The 21,010-nt window shown below is 72.8% G+C and carries 17 protein-coding genes; 9 read left to right on the top strand and 8 right to left on the bottom strand.

The genetic code is table 11. The features are described from left to right. Position 1 precedes the first annotated feature (1 nt). Entirely contained in the window at positions 2-2,779 is a 2,778-nt protein-coding gene (locus SRB17_RS30475; RefSeq protein WP_153543344.1) for a helicase C-terminal domain-containing protein, read from the bottom strand. A 131-nt stretch (positions 2,780-2,910) separates the two neighbouring features. Here SRB17_RS30475 and SRB17_RS30470 point away from each other — a divergent pair, with 131 nt between their 5' ends. Then, on the top strand, positions 2,911-3,900 hold the full coding sequence (locus SRB17_RS30470; RefSeq protein ID WP_153543343.1) for a hypothetical protein: 990 nt from the start codon (positions 2,911-2,913) through the stop codon (positions 3,898-3,900). A gap of 63 nt (positions 3,901-3,963) precedes the next feature. Further along, complete coding sequence (locus SRB17_RS30465; RefSeq protein WP_153543342.1) at positions 3,964-4,596, top strand: HAD family hydrolase; 633 nt, start codon at positions 3,964-3,966, stop codon at positions 4,594-4,596. On the opposite strand, the gene SRB17_RS30460 is transcribed toward SRB17_RS30465, so the two are convergent. Continuing rightward, the gene (locus SRB17_RS30460; RefSeq protein WP_323376463.1) at positions 4,566-4,823 is read right to left on the bottom strand and encodes a hypothetical protein; all 258 of its coding nucleotides are present in this window, start codon (positions 4,821-4,823) and stop codon (positions 4,566-4,568) included. The genes SRB17_RS30465 and SRB17_RS30460 overlap by 31 nt on opposite strands. A 165-nt stretch (positions 4,824-4,988) precedes the next feature. Between SRB17_RS30460 and SRB17_RS48205 the strand changes: the two genes are divergently transcribed. Then, complete coding sequence (locus SRB17_RS48205) at positions 4,989-5,372, top strand: cold-shock protein (RefSeq protein ID WP_323376462.1); 384 nt, start codon at positions 4,989-4,991, stop codon at positions 5,370-5,372. Between the two features lie 7 nt (positions 5,373-5,379). Here the strand turns inward: SRB17_RS48205 and SRB17_RS30450 are convergent, their stop codons facing one another. From SRB17_RS30450 to SRB17_RS30435, 4 genes are all read right to left on the bottom strand, one after another. Further along, complete coding sequence (locus SRB17_RS30450) at positions 5,380-6,234, bottom strand: 1,4-dihydroxy-6-naphthoate synthase (RefSeq protein ID WP_153543340.1); 855 nt, start codon at positions 6,232-6,234, stop codon at positions 5,380-5,382. Further along, positions 6,221-6,931, bottom strand: a complete 711-nt coding sequence (locus SRB17_RS30445) for a futalosine hydrolase (RefSeq protein WP_323376461.1) — start codon at positions 6,929-6,931, stop codon at positions 6,221-6,223. Before SRB17_RS30445 ends, SRB17_RS30450 begins: the two co-directional genes overlap by 14 nt. Before the next feature lie 11 nt (positions 6,932-6,942). After that, the gene (locus SRB17_RS30440) at positions 6,943-7,443 is read right to left on the bottom strand and encodes a DUF2771 family protein (protein WP_153543339.1); all 501 of its coding nucleotides are present in this window, start codon (positions 7,441-7,443) and stop codon (positions 6,943-6,945) included. Positions 7,444-7,584: 141 nt separating this feature from the next. Continuing rightward, complete coding sequence (locus SRB17_RS30435) at positions 7,585-8,991, bottom strand: MFS transporter (protein WP_153543338.1); 1,407 nt, start codon at positions 8,989-8,991, stop codon at positions 7,585-7,587. A 286-nt stretch (positions 8,992-9,277) separates the two neighbouring features. Here SRB17_RS30435 and SRB17_RS30430 point away from each other — a divergent pair, with 286 nt between their 5' ends. The 5 genes from SRB17_RS30430 (at position 9,278) to SRB17_RS30410 (ending at position 16,667) form a co-directional block, all read left to right on the top strand. After that, entirely contained in the window at positions 9,278-10,201 is a 924-nt protein-coding gene (locus tag SRB17_RS30430; protein ID WP_323376459.1) for a DUF3027 domain-containing protein, read from the top strand. A gap of 267 nt (positions 10,202-10,468) precedes the next feature. Then, entirely contained in the window at positions 10,469-11,467 is a 999-nt protein-coding gene (locus SRB17_RS30425) for an esterase/lipase family protein (protein WP_153543336.1), read from the top strand. A gap of 70 nt (positions 11,468-11,537) precedes the next feature. Then, positions 11,538-14,705, top strand: coding sequence for a sacsin N-terminal ATP-binding-like domain-containing protein (locus SRB17_RS30420; RefSeq protein ID WP_323376458.1), 3,168 nt, complete (start codon positions 11,538-11,540; stop codon positions 14,703-14,705). 131 nt (positions 14,706-14,836) lie between these two features. Further along, complete coding sequence (locus tag SRB17_RS30415) at positions 14,837-15,703, top strand: hypothetical protein (protein WP_153543335.1); 867 nt, start codon at positions 14,837-14,839, stop codon at positions 15,701-15,703. 133 nt (positions 15,704-15,836) lie between these two features. Then, entirely contained in the window at positions 15,837-16,667 is an 831-nt protein-coding gene (locus SRB17_RS30410) for a hypothetical protein (RefSeq protein WP_153543334.1), read from the top strand. A 7-nt stretch (positions 16,668-16,674) separates the two neighbouring features. Here the strand turns inward: SRB17_RS30410 and SRB17_RS30405 are convergent, their stop codons facing one another. Continuing rightward, a complete protein-coding gene (locus SRB17_RS30405; protein WP_153543333.1) occupies positions 16,675-19,071 on the bottom strand; it encodes an HAD-IC family P-type ATPase in 2,397 nt (798 codons plus the stop codon). 39 nt (positions 19,072-19,110) lie between these two features. Further along, the gene (locus tag SRB17_RS30400) at positions 19,111-19,377 is read right to left on the bottom strand and encodes a DUF2530 domain-containing protein (protein ID WP_153543332.1); all 267 of its coding nucleotides are present in this window, start codon (positions 19,375-19,377) and stop codon (positions 19,111-19,113) included. A gap of 171 nt (positions 19,378-19,548) precedes the next feature. Between SRB17_RS30400 and SRB17_RS30395 the strand changes: the two genes are divergently transcribed. Next, positions 19,549-21,000, top strand: a complete 1,452-nt coding sequence (locus SRB17_RS30395) for an NCS2 family permease (RefSeq protein ID WP_153543331.1) — start codon at positions 19,549-19,551, stop codon at positions 20,998-21,000. Positions 21,001-21,010: the final 10 nt, after the last annotated feature.

Genomic DNA, 21,010 nt, shown 5'->3' with positions numbered 1-21,010 from the left:
GTCAGTCTTCCGCCAGCTCGGCCACCCCGGTGATCCGGTGCAGCGGATAGGTGCGCACCTCGTCCGCGGTGCGGTCGTAGGCCGTGACGAAACCGCCCTCCACCTTGACCGGGGCGATGACCCGCTGGCTGGCGGCGCCCTCGGCGTTGACGTAGCCGATCCAGAGGGACCCGCCGGTCAGGACGGCGGCCTGCACGGTGGCCAGGGTCTCGGCGGAGGAGGTGCGGGGCAGTTCGCCGCCCGGCAGCGGAATCCCGGCCCCGGCGGTCCTGCGCGGGGCGGTGGCGGCCAGGTCGCCCGCCCGGATCGCCCGGATCGCCGCCGCGAGCAGCGTGGCGTCGGGCGGCGGCGGGCCGTCCGGGACCGGCTCGGGTGCGGTGCGCGGCGGGGTGCGGTGGGCGTGGGCGCGGGTGATCAGGACGTCACCCTCGGCGGACTCGGCGGCCGGCGCGTAGCCCATGGCGCGCAGGCCCTCCAGCAGCGTGGCCGGGTCGCACGGGGCGGCCAGCACGGTCGGGGCGAGCCGGCGCAGCCGCAGGGCTGCGGCGCGCCGGTCGGCGAGGATCTCGTTCAGCAGGTGGTCGTCGTCGCAGCGCACGTACGCCGAGGCCGCGCCGACCCGGAGGTGGCCGTGCTTGCGGGCCACGTCGTCGATCAGATAGGCGAGCGGCTGCGGTACCGGGGTGCGGGAGTGCTCGGCGAGGAAGGCGTGCAGATCGGCGGCGGTACGGCCGGCGTCCAGGGCGCGTCGTACCGAGGCCGGGGTGAAGCGGTACACGGTCGCGCCACCCTTGGACTCGACGTCCGCGAGCACGGCCAGCAGATCGGCGAGGGGGCGTTGCAGCGGCCCGGGTGCCACCGCCGTCAGGTCGGCCTGCAGCAGGACGTGGTCCAGCGGCTCGGGCAGCAGCGGCGCCAGGAGACGGGCGGCGGCGGCCGTCGCCACGGCCTGCTCGGCGGGGGAGAGGGGAGCCGGGACGGCGGCCGGGCGGTGGTGATGGTGGACGGGAAGCTTGTCGCCGGGACCGGTGGGCTCGGCGGAGCCGGGGGCGCCCGGCGCGGTGCGGGTGGCGGCCGACGGCGCGCGGGTGGTGCCTGGCAGCGTGCCAGTGGCGGCCGGCGCGGCGCCGGCGGTGCCTGGCGTGGTGCCGATGGCTGCCGACGAACTGCCGGCGGCTGCCGACGAGGTGCCGGTGGCTGAGACGGCGCTGGTGGTGGCCGACGCCGTGCCGACGGTGGCCCGCGAGGTGTCCACGGCGCTCGATCCGGCGCGCGGGCCCGGCCCCGCCGCCGGGGCGCCGAGCAGCGCCCGCCCGTGCGCCGACAGCGCGCCCCGCCCCGTGATGCCCAGCAGCTCCGCCTCGGACAGGGTCCAGCGGGCGAGCCGGGAGCGCAGGTCCTCGTCGCCGTCCCGCTTCTGGGGTCCGCGCAGCGGCCGTTCCCAGCGCAGCCGGGCCAGCACCGACTCGGTGTCCGGGGCCGCGCCCGCCGGCAGCCCGGCCAGCAGCGTCAGCACCCGGTGCCGTACCTCGGGCGCGGCCGAGCGGTCCAGGCCGGGCCCGAGCGCGGCGAGCGTACGGTCCTTGGCGTCCCGCCCGCCGACCAGCCCCGGCGTCCGGGTGGCGGCCAGCCAGGTCTCCGCCAGCTGTGCCCAGCGCTCGGCGGCGGGCCGCTCCAGCCACTCGTCGTAGGCCGGCGTGGCCGCGTACCGCTCGTCGGCCTCGCCGTCGGAGGCGATCAGCCCGGCCGCGTACGCCAGTTCCACCCAGAACGCGGCGACCGGCTCGGACACGTCCAGGGCGACGGCGGTCCGCTTCAGGTCACGGACGCTCAGCCCGCCGGCCCGCAGCACGGCCGGGCCGCCCTCGTCCCAGTCCTTCAGCAGCTCCTCGACCGTGGCGAGCGAGGTGTACGCCTGACCGGCCGCCGTCGCGTCCACCACCTGCGGACCGTACGTCGCGGCCGGCTCCACGGCGGGCGGCAGCGGCTCGGGCGCGCGATGGGCCCGGCCCTCACGCAGGTGCAGGGCCACCTCGCGGGGCAGGACGACCGTGCCGGGCGCGGTCGGCAGCAGCAGACCGCGGTCGAGCAGCCAGCGCAGATGCGCGGCCGGTTCCGGGGTGACCTGCCCGTACGGCGGCCCCCACACCAGCCGCGACAGCACCTCGCGGGCCGGCCCCGGGGCTCCGGCCAGCAGCTTGGCCATCTTCTTCCGGTCGGCGAACAGCGCGCCGAGCGCGGCCACGGCGGACACCGAGTCGTGCGTCGAGGGCAGCCCGGCCGCCGTGACGATCTCCTGGATCCGGCCCGGCGACATGCCCGAGGTGGTCTCCTGCACGGAGGGTCCGAGCCCGGTCGGGGAGGGGTGCTGCGGGGACGGCGCGAGGACTTCACGGGCCGTGCGGACCAGCCTCAGTCGCTCGTCGTCGCCCCACACCAGCGCCTGCTCGCGCAGGGTGGCGAGGGCGTGCGGCAGCGCGGCGGCGACCGTCTCGTCGCCGGCGTCCCCGGCCATCAGGCCGAGCAGCGTGTCGTACGACGCCGGGTCCGGGGCCACGGCCAGCGCCTCCGCCGTCTGCAGCGCGAACCGGTCCAGCCGCTCCAGTGCGCGCAGCACCGAGGCACGGGTGCCGGCGCGGGTGGCCAGCTGGGTGAGGTCGGTCGGGACGGGCGTGATGAGGTCGGGGCGGCTGCGCAGCAACGCGGCCAGGGAGACGTCGTCCCGCGCGCGGAGCGCTTCCGCGAGGGAACGAGGGGCTGGGTGGGCCGCTTGGCTCATCTGACCCACGGTAGCGGTTGCCGTCCCCGAGAGGTGCCCCCGGAGGCCACGACCCCGGTACCGCCTCGGCGAGGCGCCTCTGCGCTACCGTCCTCACGGGGTTTCATCGCCGTCACCCCGGAGGGGTTCCGTTGGGGATCGAGAGCGACAAGGTCGTCTACGAGTACCTGAGCCGTGTCGGAGACATCGCTCAGCAACGGCAGCTGCCGTCGGCCACGCGGATGCGGCTCGTGTCCGAGCTGCGCAACGAGATCGACCGGCACCGGGCCGAGGCGACGGCCGACAGCCCCGCCGCGGTCCGCCGCATCCTGGACCGGCTGGGCACCCCGCACGAGGTGGTCGAGGCGGCAGGGGGTGCCACCGGCGCGTCCGGCACGTCCGGTACCGGCCGGGTTCCGCAGCCGCCCGCTGCCGCCGTGCCCGTACAGCGCCTGAAGGGGCTGCGCCGGGCCGTCCCCGGCCCGCGCCCCGCCGGCACCGAACCCGCGCCCTCCGCCGCGCGCGACGCCCCGTCCCCGCCGCACCTGGCCGCCGCGCACGAACTCGGGGACAGCGCCGTACGGCCCGACTGGTGGCGTCTCGGCGGCAACTCCTTCGGCGCCACGGCCGAGACGGACTCGGTGCCGGGGTTCGTGGGCGGGGTGGAGATCCCCGAGCTGCTGAGGCGGCCGCCGAAGGAACGGGAGCCGGACACACCCGAGCCGAAACCGGAGGCGGCCGGGGCGGCGGAAGCCGAGCCCGCGCCCTCCACCTCGCGCCGGCGCCTGCTCCCCCGCCCCGCCGCGGGCTGGACCAACCCCCTCCTGCTGCTGGCCGCCGCCGCGCTGGTCGCCGGTGCGGTGCTCGGGAACTGGTTCGCCCTGATCCTCGGCTGGGTGATCGCCTACGGCTCCCGGCGGCTGACGGCCGCGGAGACCAAGGTGGCCGTGATGGTCCTGCCGGGCACCTCCGTCGCCGCCGGACTGGTCTGGCTGTGGGGGAGGTTCAACGGCCGCTGGGGCCGGCCGATCGCACAGGGGCACATGAACGAAGCGATCGCCGGGACGTGGCCGTGGGTGGTGCGGGGTGCGGCGGTGGCTTCGGCGCTGTTTCTGGTCTGGCGCTCGCAAAGGACCAGGTGAGCGCCCCTTCGGGGTGCTTCCCGCACCCGGCGCACACCAGTTGCCCACCGGGCCCCTGACACAATGACCCATATGACATTCACCGTCGGATTCGACCTCGACATGACCCTGATCGACTCCCGGCCCGGCATCCACGCCTGCTACCTGGCGCTGGCCGAGCGGACCGGGACGTTCATCGATGCCGATCTGGCGGTGACCCGGCTGGGCCCGCCCCTCGCCGAGGAACTGATCAACTGGTTCCCGGAGGAGCAGGTGCCCGCGATGGCCGACCTGTACCGGGAGATGTACCCGACGATCGCCATCGCCGCGACCCCCGCCATGGACGGCGCCCGGGAGGCGATAGCGGCGGTGCGGGCGGCCGGTGGACGCACGATGGTGGTCACGGCGAAGTACGAGCCCAACGCCAAGCTGCACCTGACCCACCTCGGCATCGAGCCGGACGTGGTCGTGGGCGACCTGTGGGCCGAGCAGAAGGCGGAGGCGCTGCGCGAGTACCGCGCCGGCGCGTACGTCGGCGATCACGTCGGGGATGTGCGCGGGGCCCGTACGGCGGGGGCGCTGTCGGTCGCCGTGGCGACCGGGCCCTGCCCCGCCGACGAGCTGCGCGCCGCCGGAGCGGACGTCGTGCTCGACGACCTGTCCGCCTTCCCGGCGTGGCTGGCCGGTTACCGGGAGGCCGAGGCGTCGCGCGCCTGACGGCGGCCCGCGGTGATCGATCGCAGGACACCCGCGCCGGCGACGAGGAAACCGACGGCCATGAGCATGCTCAGACCGTACATGTACGTCGGAAAAGGCTTTGCGCCCAGGAACAGCGGGGCCACCGTGACGAGAGTGGCCACGGCCCCGAGGAAGAAGACGATCGCACCGGCGCGGATCAGCTGGTCACCGGGCGCGGCGGAATTCGCTTGGGTTTTGTCACGCACCGGACCAGGGTAGTTCCTGGCGCAAGGGAACATCCGGGGGACGTCTTGTCACCCGCCCCCAGACCATTAGCCTTGGTAGCGGCGGGTCGCGGTCGACCCGCTCTAGTGCTGTCAAGGGCAGTTTCCCCAGTGGTTTTCCAACTAGTACGAGGACGAGGACAGACGGTGCCGACCGGGCGTGTCAAATGGTTCAACAGCGAGAAGGGCTTCGGCTTTCTCTCCCGCGACGACGGCGGTGACGTCTTCGTCCATTCCTCTGTTCTCCCCGCCGGAGTCGACGCGCTCAAGCCGGGACAGCGCGTGGAGTTCGGCGTCGTCGCCGGTCAGCGGGGTGACCAGGCGCTGTCGGTGACCGTGCTGGATCCGACGCCGTCGGTCGCCGCCGCCCAGCGCAAGAAGCCGGACGAGCTGGCCTCCATCGTGCAGGACCTGACGACCCTTCTCGAGAACATCACGCCGTCGCTCGAGAAGGGCCGGTACCCGGACAAGGCCTCCGGCAAGAAGATCGCCGGCCTGCTGCGGGCGGTCGCCGACCAGCTGGACGTATAGGGGCCCGTCAGGGAAACGCGAGCGCATCCGGGCCGAGGGGCGGCACCAGCCCCTCGGCCGCCGCGCGTGTGAGCAGGCCGCGGATCGCGGCATAGCCGTCCTCGCCGAGGTCGGCGGTGAACTCGTTCACGTACAGCCCGATGTGCTGGTCCGCCACGGCCGGGTCCATCTCCTGGGCGTGTGCCATGACGTACGGCCGGGACGCCTCGGGGTCGTCCCAGGCGGCCCGTACGGAGGCGCGGACGGAGTCCGCGAGCCGGGTGAGGGTCTCGGCCCCCAGGGTGCGCTTGGCGATGATCGCGCCCAGCGGGATCGGCAGGCCGGTGGTCCGCTCCCAGTGCTCGCCCATGTCGGCGAGCTTGTGCAGCCCGTAGTTCTGGTAGGTGAACCGGGCCTCGTGGATGACCAGGCCGGCGTCCACCTTGCCGTCCCGCACGGCGGGCATGATCTCGTGGAACGGCATGACGACGATCTCGCCGACCCCTCCGCCGGGCAGCGTGTCCGCCGCCCACAGCCGGAACAGCAGATACGCCGTCGACCTCTCGCTCGGCACCGCGACGGTACGGCCCGTCAGGTCGGCCCCGGGCTCGCGCGTGAGCACCAGCGGCCCGCAGCCCCGCCCCAGCGCACCGCCGCAGGGCAGCAGCGTGTACTCGCCGAGGACGTACGGCAGGACGGCGTACGACACCTTCAGCACGTCGAACTCGCCGCGCTCGGCCATGCCGTTGGTGATGTCGATGTCGGCGAAGGTCACGTCCAGCGCGGGGGCGCCGGGGACGCGGCCGTGGGCGAGGGCGTCGAAGACGAAGGTGTCGTTGGGGCAGGGGGAGTAGGCGATCCGCAGGGGTTCACTGTTCGTCATGTGGGTTCCAACTCTCCAGTACGGGGGCGAGCTTCCCGAACGCCTCGGTGAGGGCGGTGAGGGCGTCGCCGATGCGCCAGGCGGCGCGGTCGCGCGGGCCGACCGGGTTGGAGACCGCGCGAAGCTCCAGCACCGGCACGCCGTGCGCGGTGGCCGCCTCCGCGACCCCGAAGCCCTCCATGCCCTCGGCGAGCGCGCCCGGGTGCCGTGCGCGCAGTTCGGCGGTGCGGGCGGCGGTGCCGGTGACGGTGGAGACGGTCAGGATCGTGCCGGTACGGGCGCCCGTCGCCTGGGCCACGGCGCGTACGGCCGGCGTGGGGGGCCGGTGGGTGACGGTCCCGAAGCCGAGCTCGGTGACCGGCAGGAAGCCGTCGGCGGTCTGCGCGCCCAGGTCGGCCACGGTGATCGCGTCGGCGACGACGAGCGAGCCGACGGGCGCCTCGGGCGGGAAGCCGCCGCCGATCCCGGCGCAGACGACCAGGTCGTACGGGGCGCCTTCGAGGGCGGCTGCGGTCAGCGCGCCGGCGGTGGAGGACGCGGCGAGGGCCGGGCCGACGCCGGCGGCGAGCAGATCGCAGCCGGTCGCGGTACGGCACAGCAGCGCGCCGGGGAGATGTACCCCGGTCACGGCTCCGGGGAACGCCCGTGCCACCGCGTCCCGCTCGGCGGGGACCGCGGTGGCGACGAGGACGCGCACGGCAGCCGTGATCAGGCGGCCTTCTTCAGCTTGAACGACCACATGCCCTGGTTGGCCTTCTCGCCCATCCGGATCGTGACCGTGTTGGTGTCGCCCTGGGTGCCGTACTGCTGGTTGAAGAACGCGCTGCCCGGGATGGTGCGGTAGGTCTTGTTGCTGACGTCGGTGAACTGCTGGCCGTTCACCAGGAGGACCCAGCCGGCGTCCGCGATCTTCGGGTCGACCCCGATGCGGACCGTCTCGTCCTGGTCGACCGTGATCGACTTGGCCTTGCCGACGTTCTTGACGCACGTCGTCAGCGACTTGGCGTCCAGCGCGTTGCCGTCGTTGTAGCAGAGGGCCTCGGAGTTGACCGAGCTGTCGCCGACGGTGACGGTCGCGACGGGCGTCGGCTTCTCGCAGGCCGAGAGCAGGAGCAGTCCGGCGGAAACGGCGCCGGCGGCGGCGACGGCGCGACGGCGGCGCACAGCGCGGTGTACATCAGCGGCTTCGCCGCGGGGCAGCGTGGTCATGGCCGAAGGCTATCGGGCACCCCGAGCCGTCCGCCCACGTGGGGTGCGGCGTGCCCGCTTCGTTACGCCAGCCGTGCCTGCGGTTCGGGGAACCGTGTCCGCTTCGTTATGCCGGAGCGGGTGGATCACGGGGCGGGCAGGTCAGGCCACCCGGGGCCGGGTGCGGCCGCCGTGCCGGGCGGAGGCGAGGAGGCCCTTGACGGTGCTCAGCCAGCCGGCCGCCACGAAGACCGCGCCGATCAGCAGGCCGACGGTGCCGTTGAGCGGCAGCACGATGCCGACGGCGCCGCCGAACACCCACGCCATCTGCAGCAGGGTCTCCGAGCGGGCGAACGCCGAGGTGCGCACCAGCTCCGGCACGTCCCGCTGGATCAGCGCGTCCAGGGCCAGCTTGGCCAGCGCCTGGCCGAACCCGGCGACGGCCGCGAGGCAGGCCACCAGGAACGTCCCGAAGAACAGGGCGGCCACGATCGCCGTGCCGAGCACCACCGCGACGACGGTCACGATGATGATCTCCGGCGCGCGTGACTTCAGCCAGGACCCGACGGCCGTGCCCAGCGCGTTCCCCACGCCCGCGGCGACCCCGACGATCCCGAGCGAGACCGCCGCGCTCTCGCCGGTCAGCGGGTGCTCGCGCAGCAGGAAGGCGAGGAAGAAGATCAGGAAGCCGGAGAGGCAGCGCAGGGCGGCGTTGGCGCCGAGCGCGTGGGTGACGGCTGGGCCCACGGTCCGCAGCCCGGGCCGCTTGGCCTGCTCCTTCCGGCGCTGCGGCCCGTGCAGATGCTGCTCGTCGGCCGCGAGCAGTGCCACGTCCTCGCCCTTGGCGGAGTCCACCTTGGGCGGCAGGGAGAACGACAGGATCGTCCCCGCGACGAAGATCACGAAGGCGCCGTACAGCGGCCAGGGATCGCCCACCTTGTGCAGGCCCGCCGCGACCGGCGCGGCGACACCGGTGGCCAGCAGCCCCGCCAGGGTGACCCGCGAGTTGGCCTTCACCAGCGAGAACCGGGGTGGCAGCAGCCGCGGTACGACGGCACTGCGGACCACCCCGTACGCCTTGGACGCGACCAGCACGCCCAGCGCGGCGGGATACAGCTCCAGGCTGCCGCTCGCCACGGCGCCCGAGATGACCAGCGCGAGCAGGGCACGGGCCAGCATGGCGCCGGCCATCGCGGCGCGCCGGCCGTGCGGCAGCCGGTCGAGGAGGGGGCCGATGACCGGGGCGAGGACGGTGAAGGGCGCCATCGTGATGGCGAGGTAGAGCGCGACCCGCCCGCGGGCCTCGTCGGTCGGCACGGAGAAGAACACGGTGGAGGCGAGCGCCACGGTGATCATCACGTCGCCCGCGCCGTTCACGGCGTGCAGCTCGATCAGCTTGCCGAGCCCCGACTCGCCCGCCCCGTGCGCATGCGTGGCCTTGCGGATCCCGCGCGCGGCCCCGGTGACCGGAAAGTGCAGGGCACGCCCGACGGACCGGACGGCGCCACCGACCCGGCTCGCACCGCCACCCCGAACACGACGCCTGTCCGCGGTCGCCACGTGCTTCATAGTGCCCCGAGAAGCGCCCGGATGGTGCGCATACGACGCGCATGGCGCAGAACCGAACCGCGCATGCGTGCGGCGGAGGGGGCCAGGGTGGGAGACAATGCCGCGTAGCGGCGACGAATCTCGTTCGGTGTAGCGTGCGTGTCTCAGCCATAACGCAGAATGGATGGCAGAGGTGCGCCCAGCGCGCGGATGCAGACGTCGATGCGGTCCCCCGGTCCGCTCCGTCGGCAGACCCGCCGTCAGGCAGCCGCACTCGACGAGACGGCGTAGGAGAGAAGCGATACCTGTGAGCGCAGCGACAACGCGAAGCCGCACCCCCGACCGTCTGTGCGCCGAGGCGGTCGACCTCGCCCGCGCCGCCGCGGAGGAGGCCGCCGCCCCCGGTGTGGTCGGAGAGCACGTCGGCCTCGTCTCCGAGGGCGATCGCGTCGTCACGCACTTCTTCGAGTGCAAGGAACTGGGCTACCGCGGCTGGCGCTGGGCGGCGACCGTGACCCGCGCCTCCCGCGCCAAGATCGTCACGCTCGACGAGGTGGTCCTCCTCCCCGGCCCCGACGCCCTGCTCGCCCCCGAGTGGGTCCCGTGGAGCGAGCGGCTGCGCCCCGGCGACCTCGGCCCCGGCGACCTGCTCCCCACCGACCAGGACGACCTGCGCCTGGAGCCCGGCTACTCCGGCGAGGAGGAGCCGCTGCCGAACTCGGTGGTCTCGCACGAGATGGCGGAACTGGCGGAGGCCGAGGACGCCGACGTCACCCCGGGCACCCCGGCCGCCCAGCCCACGCCCTCCCGGGGCTCGATCGCGGCGGTCGCCGAGGAACTGGGCATGCGCCGGGCCCGCGTCCTGTCCCGCTACGGCCTGCACGTCGCCGCCGACCGCTGGGAGGAGTCGTACGGCCCGAAGACCGCGATGGCCCAGGCGGCCCCGGCGACGTGCCAGACCTGCGGCTTCCTGAGCCCCATCGGCGGCTCCCTCGGCCAGGCCTTCGGTGTCTGCGCCAACGAGTTCTCCCCGGCCGACGGCCGTGTGGTCTCCCTCGCCTACGGCTGCGGCGGCCACTCGGAGGCCGCGGTCATGCCCAAGCCCCCGCAGCCGGCCCCGCCGGTCATCGACGAGACCCGGGTGGACCCCTTCCCGCTCCGCCCCGCCCGCGACTCGGGCTCGGTCCCGGAGGCGGGCGACGAGGAGACGGCGGAACTGGGCCACTCCTGAAGCGGATTCCCAGGCCGGAGTACCTCGGCACGGGCGGGCACCCCTCCGGCGGCAGCTGGAACACACCCTGGAACTGGGGCAGTTGCGGAATGTCGTGGTGAGGCCGACGCGTGCGTCGAAGTGGCCCCGGACTGGGCCACCCCCTCGCCCGGACGGAATTCGTGTCGTACGCCTGCGCCCGCTGACCGGATGAAACCGGCTGCGCCATAAGGGGTGCCGCGCCCGTCGTAGAGGCCCGCAGGGGCCCCCTGGTTCGACCATCGCCGGATGGATCGGTGTGTTTCCGGGAGACGGTCGAACCGGCGGCGCGGCAGGTGGGTCGCCGTCTGCGCGGGGCTCGCCCTGGCGTTGGGCGTGGGGCCGGGTACGGCGACCGCGGCGGGCGATCCCGCGCCCCCGGCGCCGAGAGGGAAGATCCTCGACTTCCCCCTGGCGGCGATCGGAGGTCTCGTCCACCCGGACGCGCCGCCGCCCGGCGCCGACGACTGGCACTGCAAGCCCACGCGTGAGCATCCGCGCCCGGTCGTCCTGCTGCACGGGACCTGGGCGAACGCCTACGACACCTGGGGCCTGATGTCCCCGTACCTGAAGCGGCTGGGCTACTGCGTCTTCGCCGCCGAGTACGGCGGGGCCCCCGGCAATCCGGTCAAGGCCACCGCGCACGTCCCGGACTCCGCCCGGCAGATCGCGGATTTCGTCGACCGCGTGCTCAAGGCCACCGGCGCCCACCAGGTCGACCTGGTCGGACATTCCCAGGGCGGCGGTCCGACGCCCCGCTGGTACCTGCGGTTCGACGGCGGCACGGACCCCGCGCATCCGGAACGGAACAAGGTGCACGGCCTCATCGGCCTGGCGCCCTCCAACCACGGCACGACCGGCTCCGGCCTCGGCACCCTGACCTCGGAACTGGGCCTGAACAAGCCCGTGTCGCTGGTCCTCGGCGAGGCGTACGAGGACCAGCTGGCCGGCTCCGAGGTGAACACGACGCTGGACCGGGACGGGGACACCCGGCCGGGGGTCCGCTACACCGTCGTCGCCACCAGGCTCGACGAGGTCGTCACCCCCTACACGCACCAGTTCCTGACCGCGGGACCGGGCGCGACCGTCAAGAACATCACGATCCAGGACGTCTGCCCCCGGGACCTCTCCGAGCACCTCTCGATCGCGTACGACTCCAACGCCGCCCAACTCGTGCGCAACGCGCTCGATCCCGCTCACGCGGAGCCCGTCCGCTGCGGCGTGTCCCTGCCCGTCCTCGGCGGCTGAACCCCGTCCGGCGCCCCGGCCGCCCCGCTCACGCTGTACCTTCGTGCTCACGTCGACGAGGTGAGGGAACGTGAGCAGCAAGTACGTGCGGCCTGCGGCCGAGGGTGCCGATCCCTTCGGGACGGCCCGGCTGCGCCGTGGTGTCCTCGACGCCTGGGCCACCAGCGCCGCCCGGTTCCGTGAGGACGCCAACGCCGAGGAGGACCTGGTCCTCGGCGGCTACCGGGACCGGCTCGTCGTCGAGCTGGCCCAGAACGCCGCCGACGCCGCCGGCCGGGCGCGGGTGCCGGGGCGGCTCAGGCTCACCCTCCGCGACGGCGTCCTCGTCGCCGCCAACACCGGTGCCCCGCTGGACGCGGCCGGAGTCGAGTCGCTGTCCACGCTGCGCGCCTCGGCCAAACGGGACGCCGACGTCACCCAGGGGGCCGTCGGCCGGTTCGGGGTCGGGTTCGCCGCCGTACTCGCGGTGACCGACCACCCCGCGATCGTCGGGCGGCACGGCGGTGTCCGCTGGTCCCTCGGCGAGGCGCGGGAACTGGCCGCCGACACCGCACGGCACAGTCCCGGACTCGGGGACGAGATCCGGCGCCGGGACGGGCACGTGCCGCTGCTCCGGCTGCCGTTCGCCGCCGAGGGCACCGCCCCGGACCCCTACGACACCGCCGTCATCCTGCCCCTGCGGGACGCGGCCGCCGCCGATCTCGCCGAGCGGTTGCTGAACTCCGTCGACGACGCGCTGCTCCTCGCCCTGCCGGGCCTGGAGGAGGTCGTCGTGGAGGCCGGGGACGGGGCGCAGCGTGTGCTGCGGCGCCGTACCGAGGGCGCCGTCGTCGTCGTGGAGGACTCGCGCGAGGGGGCCACCCGGTGGCGTACCGCCTCCGCCCACGGTCCGCTCACCCCCGACCTGCTCGCCGACCGGCCCGTGGAGGAGCGGCTGCGGCCCCACTGGTCGGTGACCTGGGCCGTGCCCGAGGACGAGGGCGGGCGTCCGGTCCGGCCCCGTACGACGCCCGTGGTGCACGCGCCCACGCCCAGCGACGAACCCCTCGGCGTGCCCGCTCTGCTCATCGCCTCCTTCCCCCTCGACACCACCCGCCGGCACACCGCTCCCGGTCCGCTCACCGACTTCCTGGTGCAGCGCGCCGCCGACGTCTACACCGAACTCCTCGCCGGCTGGCGGCCGGTGACGGACGGGATCATCGACCTCGTGCCGGGACCGCTCGGCAAGGGCGAGCTGGACGGGGCGCTGCGGCAGGCCGTGCTGGAGCGGCTGCCGCGTGCTGAGTTTCTCCCACCCGCCCACCCGGCCTCCCTGCCGTCGGCCGTCGTGGCGGCGAGGGAGGACGACGGTCACGAGCTTCCGGAGGCGCTGCGCCCCAGGGATGCGGAGATCGTGGAGGGTGCCGGGGCCGCCACCGTGCGGGTGCTCGCCGAGGTGCTGCCCACGCTGCTGCCCGCCGGTCTCGAACGGCGCGCGGAGCTGCGCACCCTCGGCGTCGCCCGGCTGCGGCTCGCCGACGCCGTCGACCGGCTCGCCGGCCTGGAGAAGGACCCCGACTGGTGGTGGCGGCTCTACGACAGCCTCGCCGGGGTGGACCCCGAGCGGCTGTCCGGGCTGCCGGTGCCGCTCGCCGACGGGCGGACCACCATCGGCCCCCGGCAGGTCCTCCTGCCCACCCCGGACGCCGCCCGGATCGACGCGGACGTGCTCGGCCGGCTGGGGCTGAAGGTGGCCCACGAGGACGCCGTGCACCCGCTGCTGGAGAAGCTCGGCGCGCTGCCCGCCACCGCGCGCGCGGTGCTCACCACCCCGCAGGTGCGGGCCGCCGTCGCCGCCTCGCTGGACGAGGAGGGCGCGATCGGGGGCTGGGAGGAGGACGCCCCGGACGCGGAGGAGCTGGCCGACACCGTCCTGGCGTTGGTCCGGGACGCGGGCCTGGAGCCCGGGGACGAGCCCTGGCTGGGCGCCCTCGCCCTGCCGGACGAGGACGGGGAACTGGCGCCCGCCGGTGAGCTCGTCCTGCCCGGCAGCCCGTTCGCCCGGGTGATCCGCGAGGGCGAACTGGCCGCCGTGGACCACGACCTGGCCGGCAAGTGGGGCGAGCAGCCGCTGGCCGCGTGTGGCGTGCTCGCGAACTTCGCGCTGGTCCGCGCCGCCGACGTCGTCCTCGACCCGGACGAACTGGAGCCCCGGGAGGGCGACTTCGCCGAGCCCGACGACGCCGGGCTGCTGGACGCGGTCGACGTGTGGTGCGAGGACATCCTCGACCGCTTCCCGGACAGCCCGGTGCCTCCGGTCGCCACCGAGCTGGTCGCCGTACGCGATCTGGACCTGGTGGACGACGAGCGCTGGCCGCAGGCGCTCGCGCTGCTCGCGCAGCCGCCGCTGCGGGACGCCCTCACCCAGCCGGTCCGCGTTCTGCTGCACGACGGCACGCACGAGATCGTGCGGCCGTACACGGCGTGGTGGCTGCGCGGCCACCCGGTCCTCGACGGGCGCCGGCCCGCCGGTCTCCTCGCCGCCGGCGGGGACCCGCTCCTGCACGGCCTGTACGACGAGGCCGACGCGACCGGGTTCGAGGACGAGCAAGTACTGCGGGCCCTGGGCGTGCGCACCTCCGTCGCGGCCCTGCTGGACGAGCCCGGTGGCGCGGCCGAGCTGCTGGACCGGCTTGCCGACCCGGACCGGCCGGTCGCCGCAGCCCAACTGCACGGGCTGTACGGGGCGTTGGCCGAACTGGACCCGGAGCAGGTGACGCTGCCGGACGAGCTGCGGGCCGTGGTCGACGGCCGGGTCGAGGTCGTGGACGCGGCGGAGGCGGTCGTGGTCGACTCACCCGATCTGCTGCCGTTCACCGGCTCGGTCGCGCTGCTTCCGGTACGGCCGTCCCGCGCGGCCGAGCTGGCGGAGCTGTTCCAGGTGCGGCGGCTGAGCGAGTCCGTGACCGGCGAGGTGCACTCCGAGGGCACCGAGCACGACGTGCCGGAGCCGGTGCGGGTGCTGCTCGGACCGCGGACGCCCGAGACGTACGTCGAGCACGAGGAACTGCTCGTGGACGGCGTGGAGATCGACTGGCGGCTCACCGACGACGGCGTGCTGCACGCGGCCACCCTGGAGGGGGTCGCCGCGGGCCTCGCGTGGGCGGCCGGCCAGTGGCCGCGGCGCTTCGAGGTGGCGGCCCTGCTGGAGGACCCGTCCCGGACGGAGGAGCTGGCCAGGGACCGCTGGTTCGACTGACGGCGCCGCGAAAACCTGGCTCCACAATGTTCTCGCTGAATGTTCAACTTACGTACAACCGTTGCCCTGGGTGCGGAGTCTGACGTGCCGGAGCCAACAGGCTCCCGATCACTCTGCACGCAGGGGAACACATGCGTATACGTGCCACCGTGGCCGCCGTCTCCGGCGCCCTGGCCCTTTCCGCCTTCGTCGTGCCGGCCGCCCAGGCCGCCGGTTCCGCCCCGTCGTACCAGACGGAGGCCGCGAAGGCGCTCCACGCCTCCGGCAAGTCCGCGTTCAGCACGGCCGAAGGTGCGGACCTCGGTGTGACCTTCTCGAACCTCAAGATCGCCTCTGCGGTCAAGGTCGGTACGACCAACCACGTCTCCACCTCGGTCACCTACACGCTGACCCACGGAGCCAACTACGACATCTCGTCGGACGACTTCGCGACCGGCCCCTTCATCTACAAGGGATCCTCGCCCGACACCGCGGACAACGTCCTGTTCGGCGACGCCCCGGCCAGCTGCACCGCCACCTCGTCGACGACCGCCAGCTGCACGGGCCTCATCGACATCTACCCCGCCGACGACGAGCTGATCAACTCGGACGCGGGCACCTGGAACGCCGGCGCGCTGGCGCTGCAGTACAGCACCGGGGACAGCTCCGTGCAGGGCGGCCTGGGCACCACCAAGGTCCAGCGCTACTCGAAGCTGACGGTCAACGCCGGCCCCGAGCCGATCACCAAGGGCAAGACCCTCACGATCACCGGCAAGCTCTCCCGGGCCAACTGGGAGGACCACCAGTACCACGGTTACACCAACCAGTCGGTGCAGCTGCAGTTCCGCAAGTACGGCTCCAGCACCTACACCACGCTGAAGACGATCAAGTCGGACTCCACGGGCAACCTGAAGACCACGGCCACCGCCTCGGTCGACGGCTACTGGCGCTTCTCCTTCGCGGGCACCACGACCACCCCGGCGGTCAACGCCACGGGCGACTTCGTCGACGTGCGGTAACGAATCAGTAAGCGCGGCACAAAATCCGGTCCGCGGGGGCAACGGCCGTACAACCACCGGCACCCCCCGCGGATCTGATGATCGCGTGAGTCGACCGACTCCACGATCACTTCTCCCTCCAGGGGAAACGCACATGCGCATACGTGCCACCGTGGCCGCCGTCTCCGGCGCCCTGGCCCTCACCGCCCTCGCAGTCCCGGCCGCGCAGGCCGTCACGGACTCGGGCGCTCCGTACACGCTGAACGCAAGCTTCTCCAACGTCTCGATCGCCAAGGCGGTCAAGGTGGGCACCACCAACGAGGTGAGCGTCGCGTACTCGTACACGCTGACGCACGGCAGCGACGTGAACATCGCCGCGAAGGACTTCTACACGGACGCCTTCCTCTACCACGGCTCCTACACCGACACGGCGCCCGAGCTGTACGGGGACAACCCGGCGACCTGCACCGCCACCTCCTCGACGACGGCCACCTGCAAGGGCTCCGTCAACATCTACCCGGCCGACGGCGACCTGAGGAACGCCTGGGCCGGCAGCTGGAGCGTGGCCGCCGAGGCCGTCGCCTTCAACGGCCAGGACCAGCAGAACCCCGACATGAGCAAGGTCGGCTTCAAGGACCAGAGCGGCCTCGGCACCAGCCTGGTGCAGCGCTACTCCAAGTTGACGACCACCGTGAGCTCGACGTCCGTCTACAAGGGCAAGAGCGTCACGGTGTCGGGCAAGCTGACCCGGGCCGACTGGGAACACCACACGTACAACAACTTCGGCGGCCAGCCCGTCAAGCTCCAGTTCCGCAAGGCCGGCACCAGCACGTACACCACGATCAAGACGGTGTACACGGACTCGTACGGCAACGCGAAGACCACCGCCACCGTGAACTCCAGCGGCTACTGGCGTTACTCCTTCGCCGGCGTCTCGACGACCCCGGCGGTCAGCGCCACGGGTGTGTACGTGGGCGCGAAGTAATCACCCCCTAGTCAGGAAAACGGCGGCCGACCCACTTCCACAGGAACTCCAGGGCGGCCGCCGCCACCACCGCGATGCCGACGGCGGTCCACGGCATCGTGATCCCGACCAGCTTCAGGGCGAAGAAGCCCTGCAGCGCCGGTACGGCAAGCACCAGCAGGAACGCCACACCCATCGCGGCCACCAGGGTCACCCGCCACCAGGTGTACGGCCGGGCCACGATCGCCAGGATCCACATGGAGATCAGGAAGAGGGTCAGCGTCGCCGCGCTCGTCTCGGCGCCCAGCTGACCGCTTCCCGTGTAGGAGGCACGGGCGATCAGATACGTCACGAAGGTCGCGACCCCCGCCACCACCCCACCCGGGATCGCGTACCGCATGACCCTGCGCACGAAGTGCGGTTTCGCCCGCTCCTTGTTGGGCGCCAGGGCCAGGAAGAACGCCGGGACGCCGATGGTGAGGGTGGACAGGAGGGTCAGGTGCCGGGGCAGGAACGGATACGCCACCTGCCCGCACACCACCAGGACCGCCAGGAGCACCGAGTAGACCGTCTTCACCAGGAACAGCGTCGCGACCCGCGTGATGTTGCCGATCACCCGCCGGCCCTCGCCGACCACCGACGGCAGGCCGGCGAAGCTGTTGTTCAGCAGCACGATCTGCGCCACCGCCCGCGTCGCCTCCGAGCCGGAGCCCATCGCGACCCCGATGTCGGCGTCCTTCAGCGCGAGCACGTCGTTCACGCCGTCGCCGGTCATCGCGACCGTGTGCCCGCGCGACTGCAGCGCCCCGACCATGTCCCGCTTCTGCCGCGGCGTGACCCGCCCGAAGATCGTGCCCTGGTCGAGCGCGTCCGCCATCCGCGCCCGGTCGGCGGGAAGGTGCCGCGCGTCCAGCGTCGTGCCCTCCAGGCCCAGCTTGGCGGCGACCGCGCCGACCGACACCGCGTTGTCGCCGGAGATGACCTTGGCGCGGACGTTCTGGTCCGCGAAGTAGCGCAGGGTGTCGGCGGCGTCGGGCCGCAGCCGCTGTTCCAGGACGACGAGGGCGGTGGGGCGGGCGCCGTGGGCCGGCTCGGGGTCGTCCAGGTCGCGGCTCGTCCGGGTCAGCAGCAGCACCCGCAGGCCCTGCTCGTTGAGGCGCTCGGTCTCGGCCAGGGCCGGGTCGCCGTCGGCGAGGAGGACATCGGGGGCGCCCAGCAGCCAGGTGCTGGTCTCGCCGTCGGCCTCGCTGAACGCGGCGCCACTGTACTTGCGGGCCGAGGAGAAGGGCAGCGACTCCACGCAGCGCCAGTCCTCACTGTCCGGGTAGGCGTCGATGATCGCCTGGAGGGAGGCGTTGGGGCGCGGGTCGGACTCGCCGAGGGCGCCGAGCACCCTGCGTACGTACGCCTCGTCGGTCCCGTCGAGCGGCCGTAGCTCGGTGACGTCCATGCCGCCCTCGGTGAGCGTGCCGGTCTTGTCCAGGCAGACGGTGTCGACGCGGGCCAGCCCCTCGATCGCCGGCAGCTCCTGCACCAGGCACTGTTTCCGGCCGAGCCGGATGACCCCGATGGCGAAGGCGACCGAGGTGAGCAGGACCAGCCCTTCGGGGACCATCGGGACGATACCGCCGACCGTGCGGGCGATGGAGTCCTTCAAGCCGGTGCTCTTGACGACGAGCTGGGTGATGACGAGTCCGACGGCCGCCGGGACCATCATCCAGGTGACGTACTTGAGGATCGTGGAGATGCCGGTGCGCAGCTCGGAGTGGACCAGGGTGAAGCGGGAGGCCTCCTCGGCGAGCTGGGCGGCGTAGGCCTCGCGGCCGACCTTGGCCGCCTGGAAGGCGCCGCCGCCCGCGACGACGAAGCTGCCGGACAGGACGGGATCGCCGGGGCGTTTGACGACGGGGTCGGCCTCACCGGTGAGCAGCGACTCGTCGATCTCCAGCCCGTCGGCCTCGACGCAGATGCCGTCCACCACGGCCTTGTCCCCGGGCCCGATCTCTATCAGGTCGTCCAGGACGATCGCGCTGGTGGCCACCTCGGTGGCGGTGCCGTCCCTCCGGACGGTCGGCCGGGCCTCCCCGATCACCGCGAGCGAGTCGAGGGTCTGCTTGGCCCGCCACTCCTGGACGATGCCGATGCCGGTGTTGGCGAGGATCACGAAGCCGAAGAGGCTGTCCTGGATCGGCGCGACGAACAGCATGATCACCCACAGCACGCCGATGATCGCGTTGAACCGGGTGAAGACGTTCGCCCGGACGATCTCGCCCAGCGACCGGCTGCTGCGCACCGGTACGTCGTTGACCTGGCCGCGGGTGACGCGCTCCGCGACTTCGGCGCCGGTCAGCCCTGCCGACCTGGTCATCGGTAGGGCCACCGGATGCACGGGGTCGAGTTCCGCACCCGCGTCTATGTGGGTCATGTCATCGACGGTACGTGCGGATTCGCCCACTTGCCCGCTTTATTCAGCCGACGCCGACTCCAGCGCGGCCGCCCGCTTGATCGCCGCGTCCCGCTTGCGGACGTACCAGATGCCGATCAGCCCGAGCCCGCCCCCGGCCAGGCAGGTCCACAGCCACCACAGATGTCCGTGGTCGTGGAACCAGCCGTAGAAGGGGAGCTGGACGAGGAAGAGGACGAACCAGATGATCGTGCCGCCGGTGATGGTGGCGACCACGGGGCCCTCCAGGGGCTCGGGCGCCTCGTGCTTGGGGGTCCACTTGGTCATGGGGCACAGCTTACGAGGCGACCGCGTCCTCGCTGCTTTCCGATCGTTCTACGCGCGGAGATAGCGATCTCGCGCTTATGTGTTCATACTGAAACCGTTTGTCTTTGGCCGCTTCTGTTCGTATGAAACTCCAACGGGCTCGGGGGAACCCCGTCGGTGATGAGGTCCCGCATGTCCACCTCGGCACCCGCCAAGGTCCCCACCCCTGAAATCCCAGGCGGTGCGCCCGCCCAGGGCGCCCTCGACCGCTTCTTCAGGATCTCCGAGCGCGGCAGCTCCGTCGCCCGGGAGATCCGCGGTGGTTTCGCCACCTTCTTCGCGATGGCGTACATCATCGTGCTGAACCCGATCATCCTGAGCAGCGCGAAGGACATGTACGGGCACCACCTGGACAACGGCCAGCTGGTGACGGCGACCGCGCTGACGGCCGCGTTCACCACGCTGCTGATGGGCGTCATCGGCAACGTCCCGATCGCGCTCGCCGCCGGCCTCGGCGTGAACTCCGTCGTCGCGCTCCAGCTGGCGCCCCGGATGTCCTGGCCGGACGCGATGGGCATGGTCGTCCTCGCGGGCTTCGTGGTCATGCTGCTGGTCGCCACGGGTCTGCGGGAGCGCGTGATGAACGCGGTGCCGTTCGGGCTGCGCAAGGCGATCTCGATCGGTATCGGCCTGTTCATCATGCTGATCGGCCTGGTGGACTCCGGGTTCGTCACCCGGATGCCGGACGCCGCCCAGACCACGGTCCCGGTCCAGCTCGGCGTCGGCGGCCATCTGCACGGCTGGCCGGTGCTGATCTTCATCCTGGGCGCGCTGCTGACCTTCGCGCTGATCGTCCGCAAGGTGCCGGGCGCGATCCTGATCTCGATCGTCGGCATGACCGTACTCGCGGTGATCATCAACGCGGTCACCACGATCCCGTCCTGGGGCCTGACGGTCCCGAAGTGGCCGGGCAACCCGGTCGCCAGCCCCGACTTCGGCCTGGTCGGCCAGGTGAGCCTGTTCGGCGGCTTCTCCAAGGTCGGCGTGCTGACCGGCGTCCTCTTCGTCTTCACCGTCCTGCTGTCGTGCTTCTTCGACGCGATGGGCACGATCATGGGCGTCAGCGACGAGGCCAAGCTGACCGACGCCCAGGGCTACATGCCGGGCATCAACCGGGTCCTGTTCATCGACGGCCTCGCGGTCGCGGCGGGCGGCGCCAGCTCCTCCTCGGCCACCACCGCGTTCGTGGAGTCCACGGCCGGTGTCGGCGAGGGCGCCCGCACGGGCCTCGCGAACGTCGTCACGGGCGGCCTCTTCGCCGTCGCGCTGTTCCTCACCCCGGTCGCCACGATGGTCCCGTCCCAGGCGGCGACCCCGGCGCTGATCGCGGTCGGCTTCCTGATCCTGTCGAACTCCATCAAGGAGATCGACTGGGCGGACTACACCATCGCGATCCCGGCGTTCGTGACGATGCTGATGATGCCGTTCACCTACTCGATCACCAACGGCATCGGCATGGGCTTCATCACCTTCACGGTGCTGCGCCTGGCCGCCGGCCGGTTCCGGGAGATCCCGGCCGCGATGTACGTCGTCTCGGCGGTCTTCGCCTTCTACTACCTGATGCCGGCCCTGGGCCTGACCTGAGCCCGTCGCG

This window comes from Streptomyces sp. RB17 (assembly GCF_009604455.1).
Taxonomy (GTDB): Bacteria; Actinomycetota; Actinomycetes; order Streptomycetales; family Streptomycetaceae; genus Streptomyces.
Note: the sequence above shows the minus strand (reverse complement) of the source record. Positions and strands in the feature narration are given on the sequence as shown.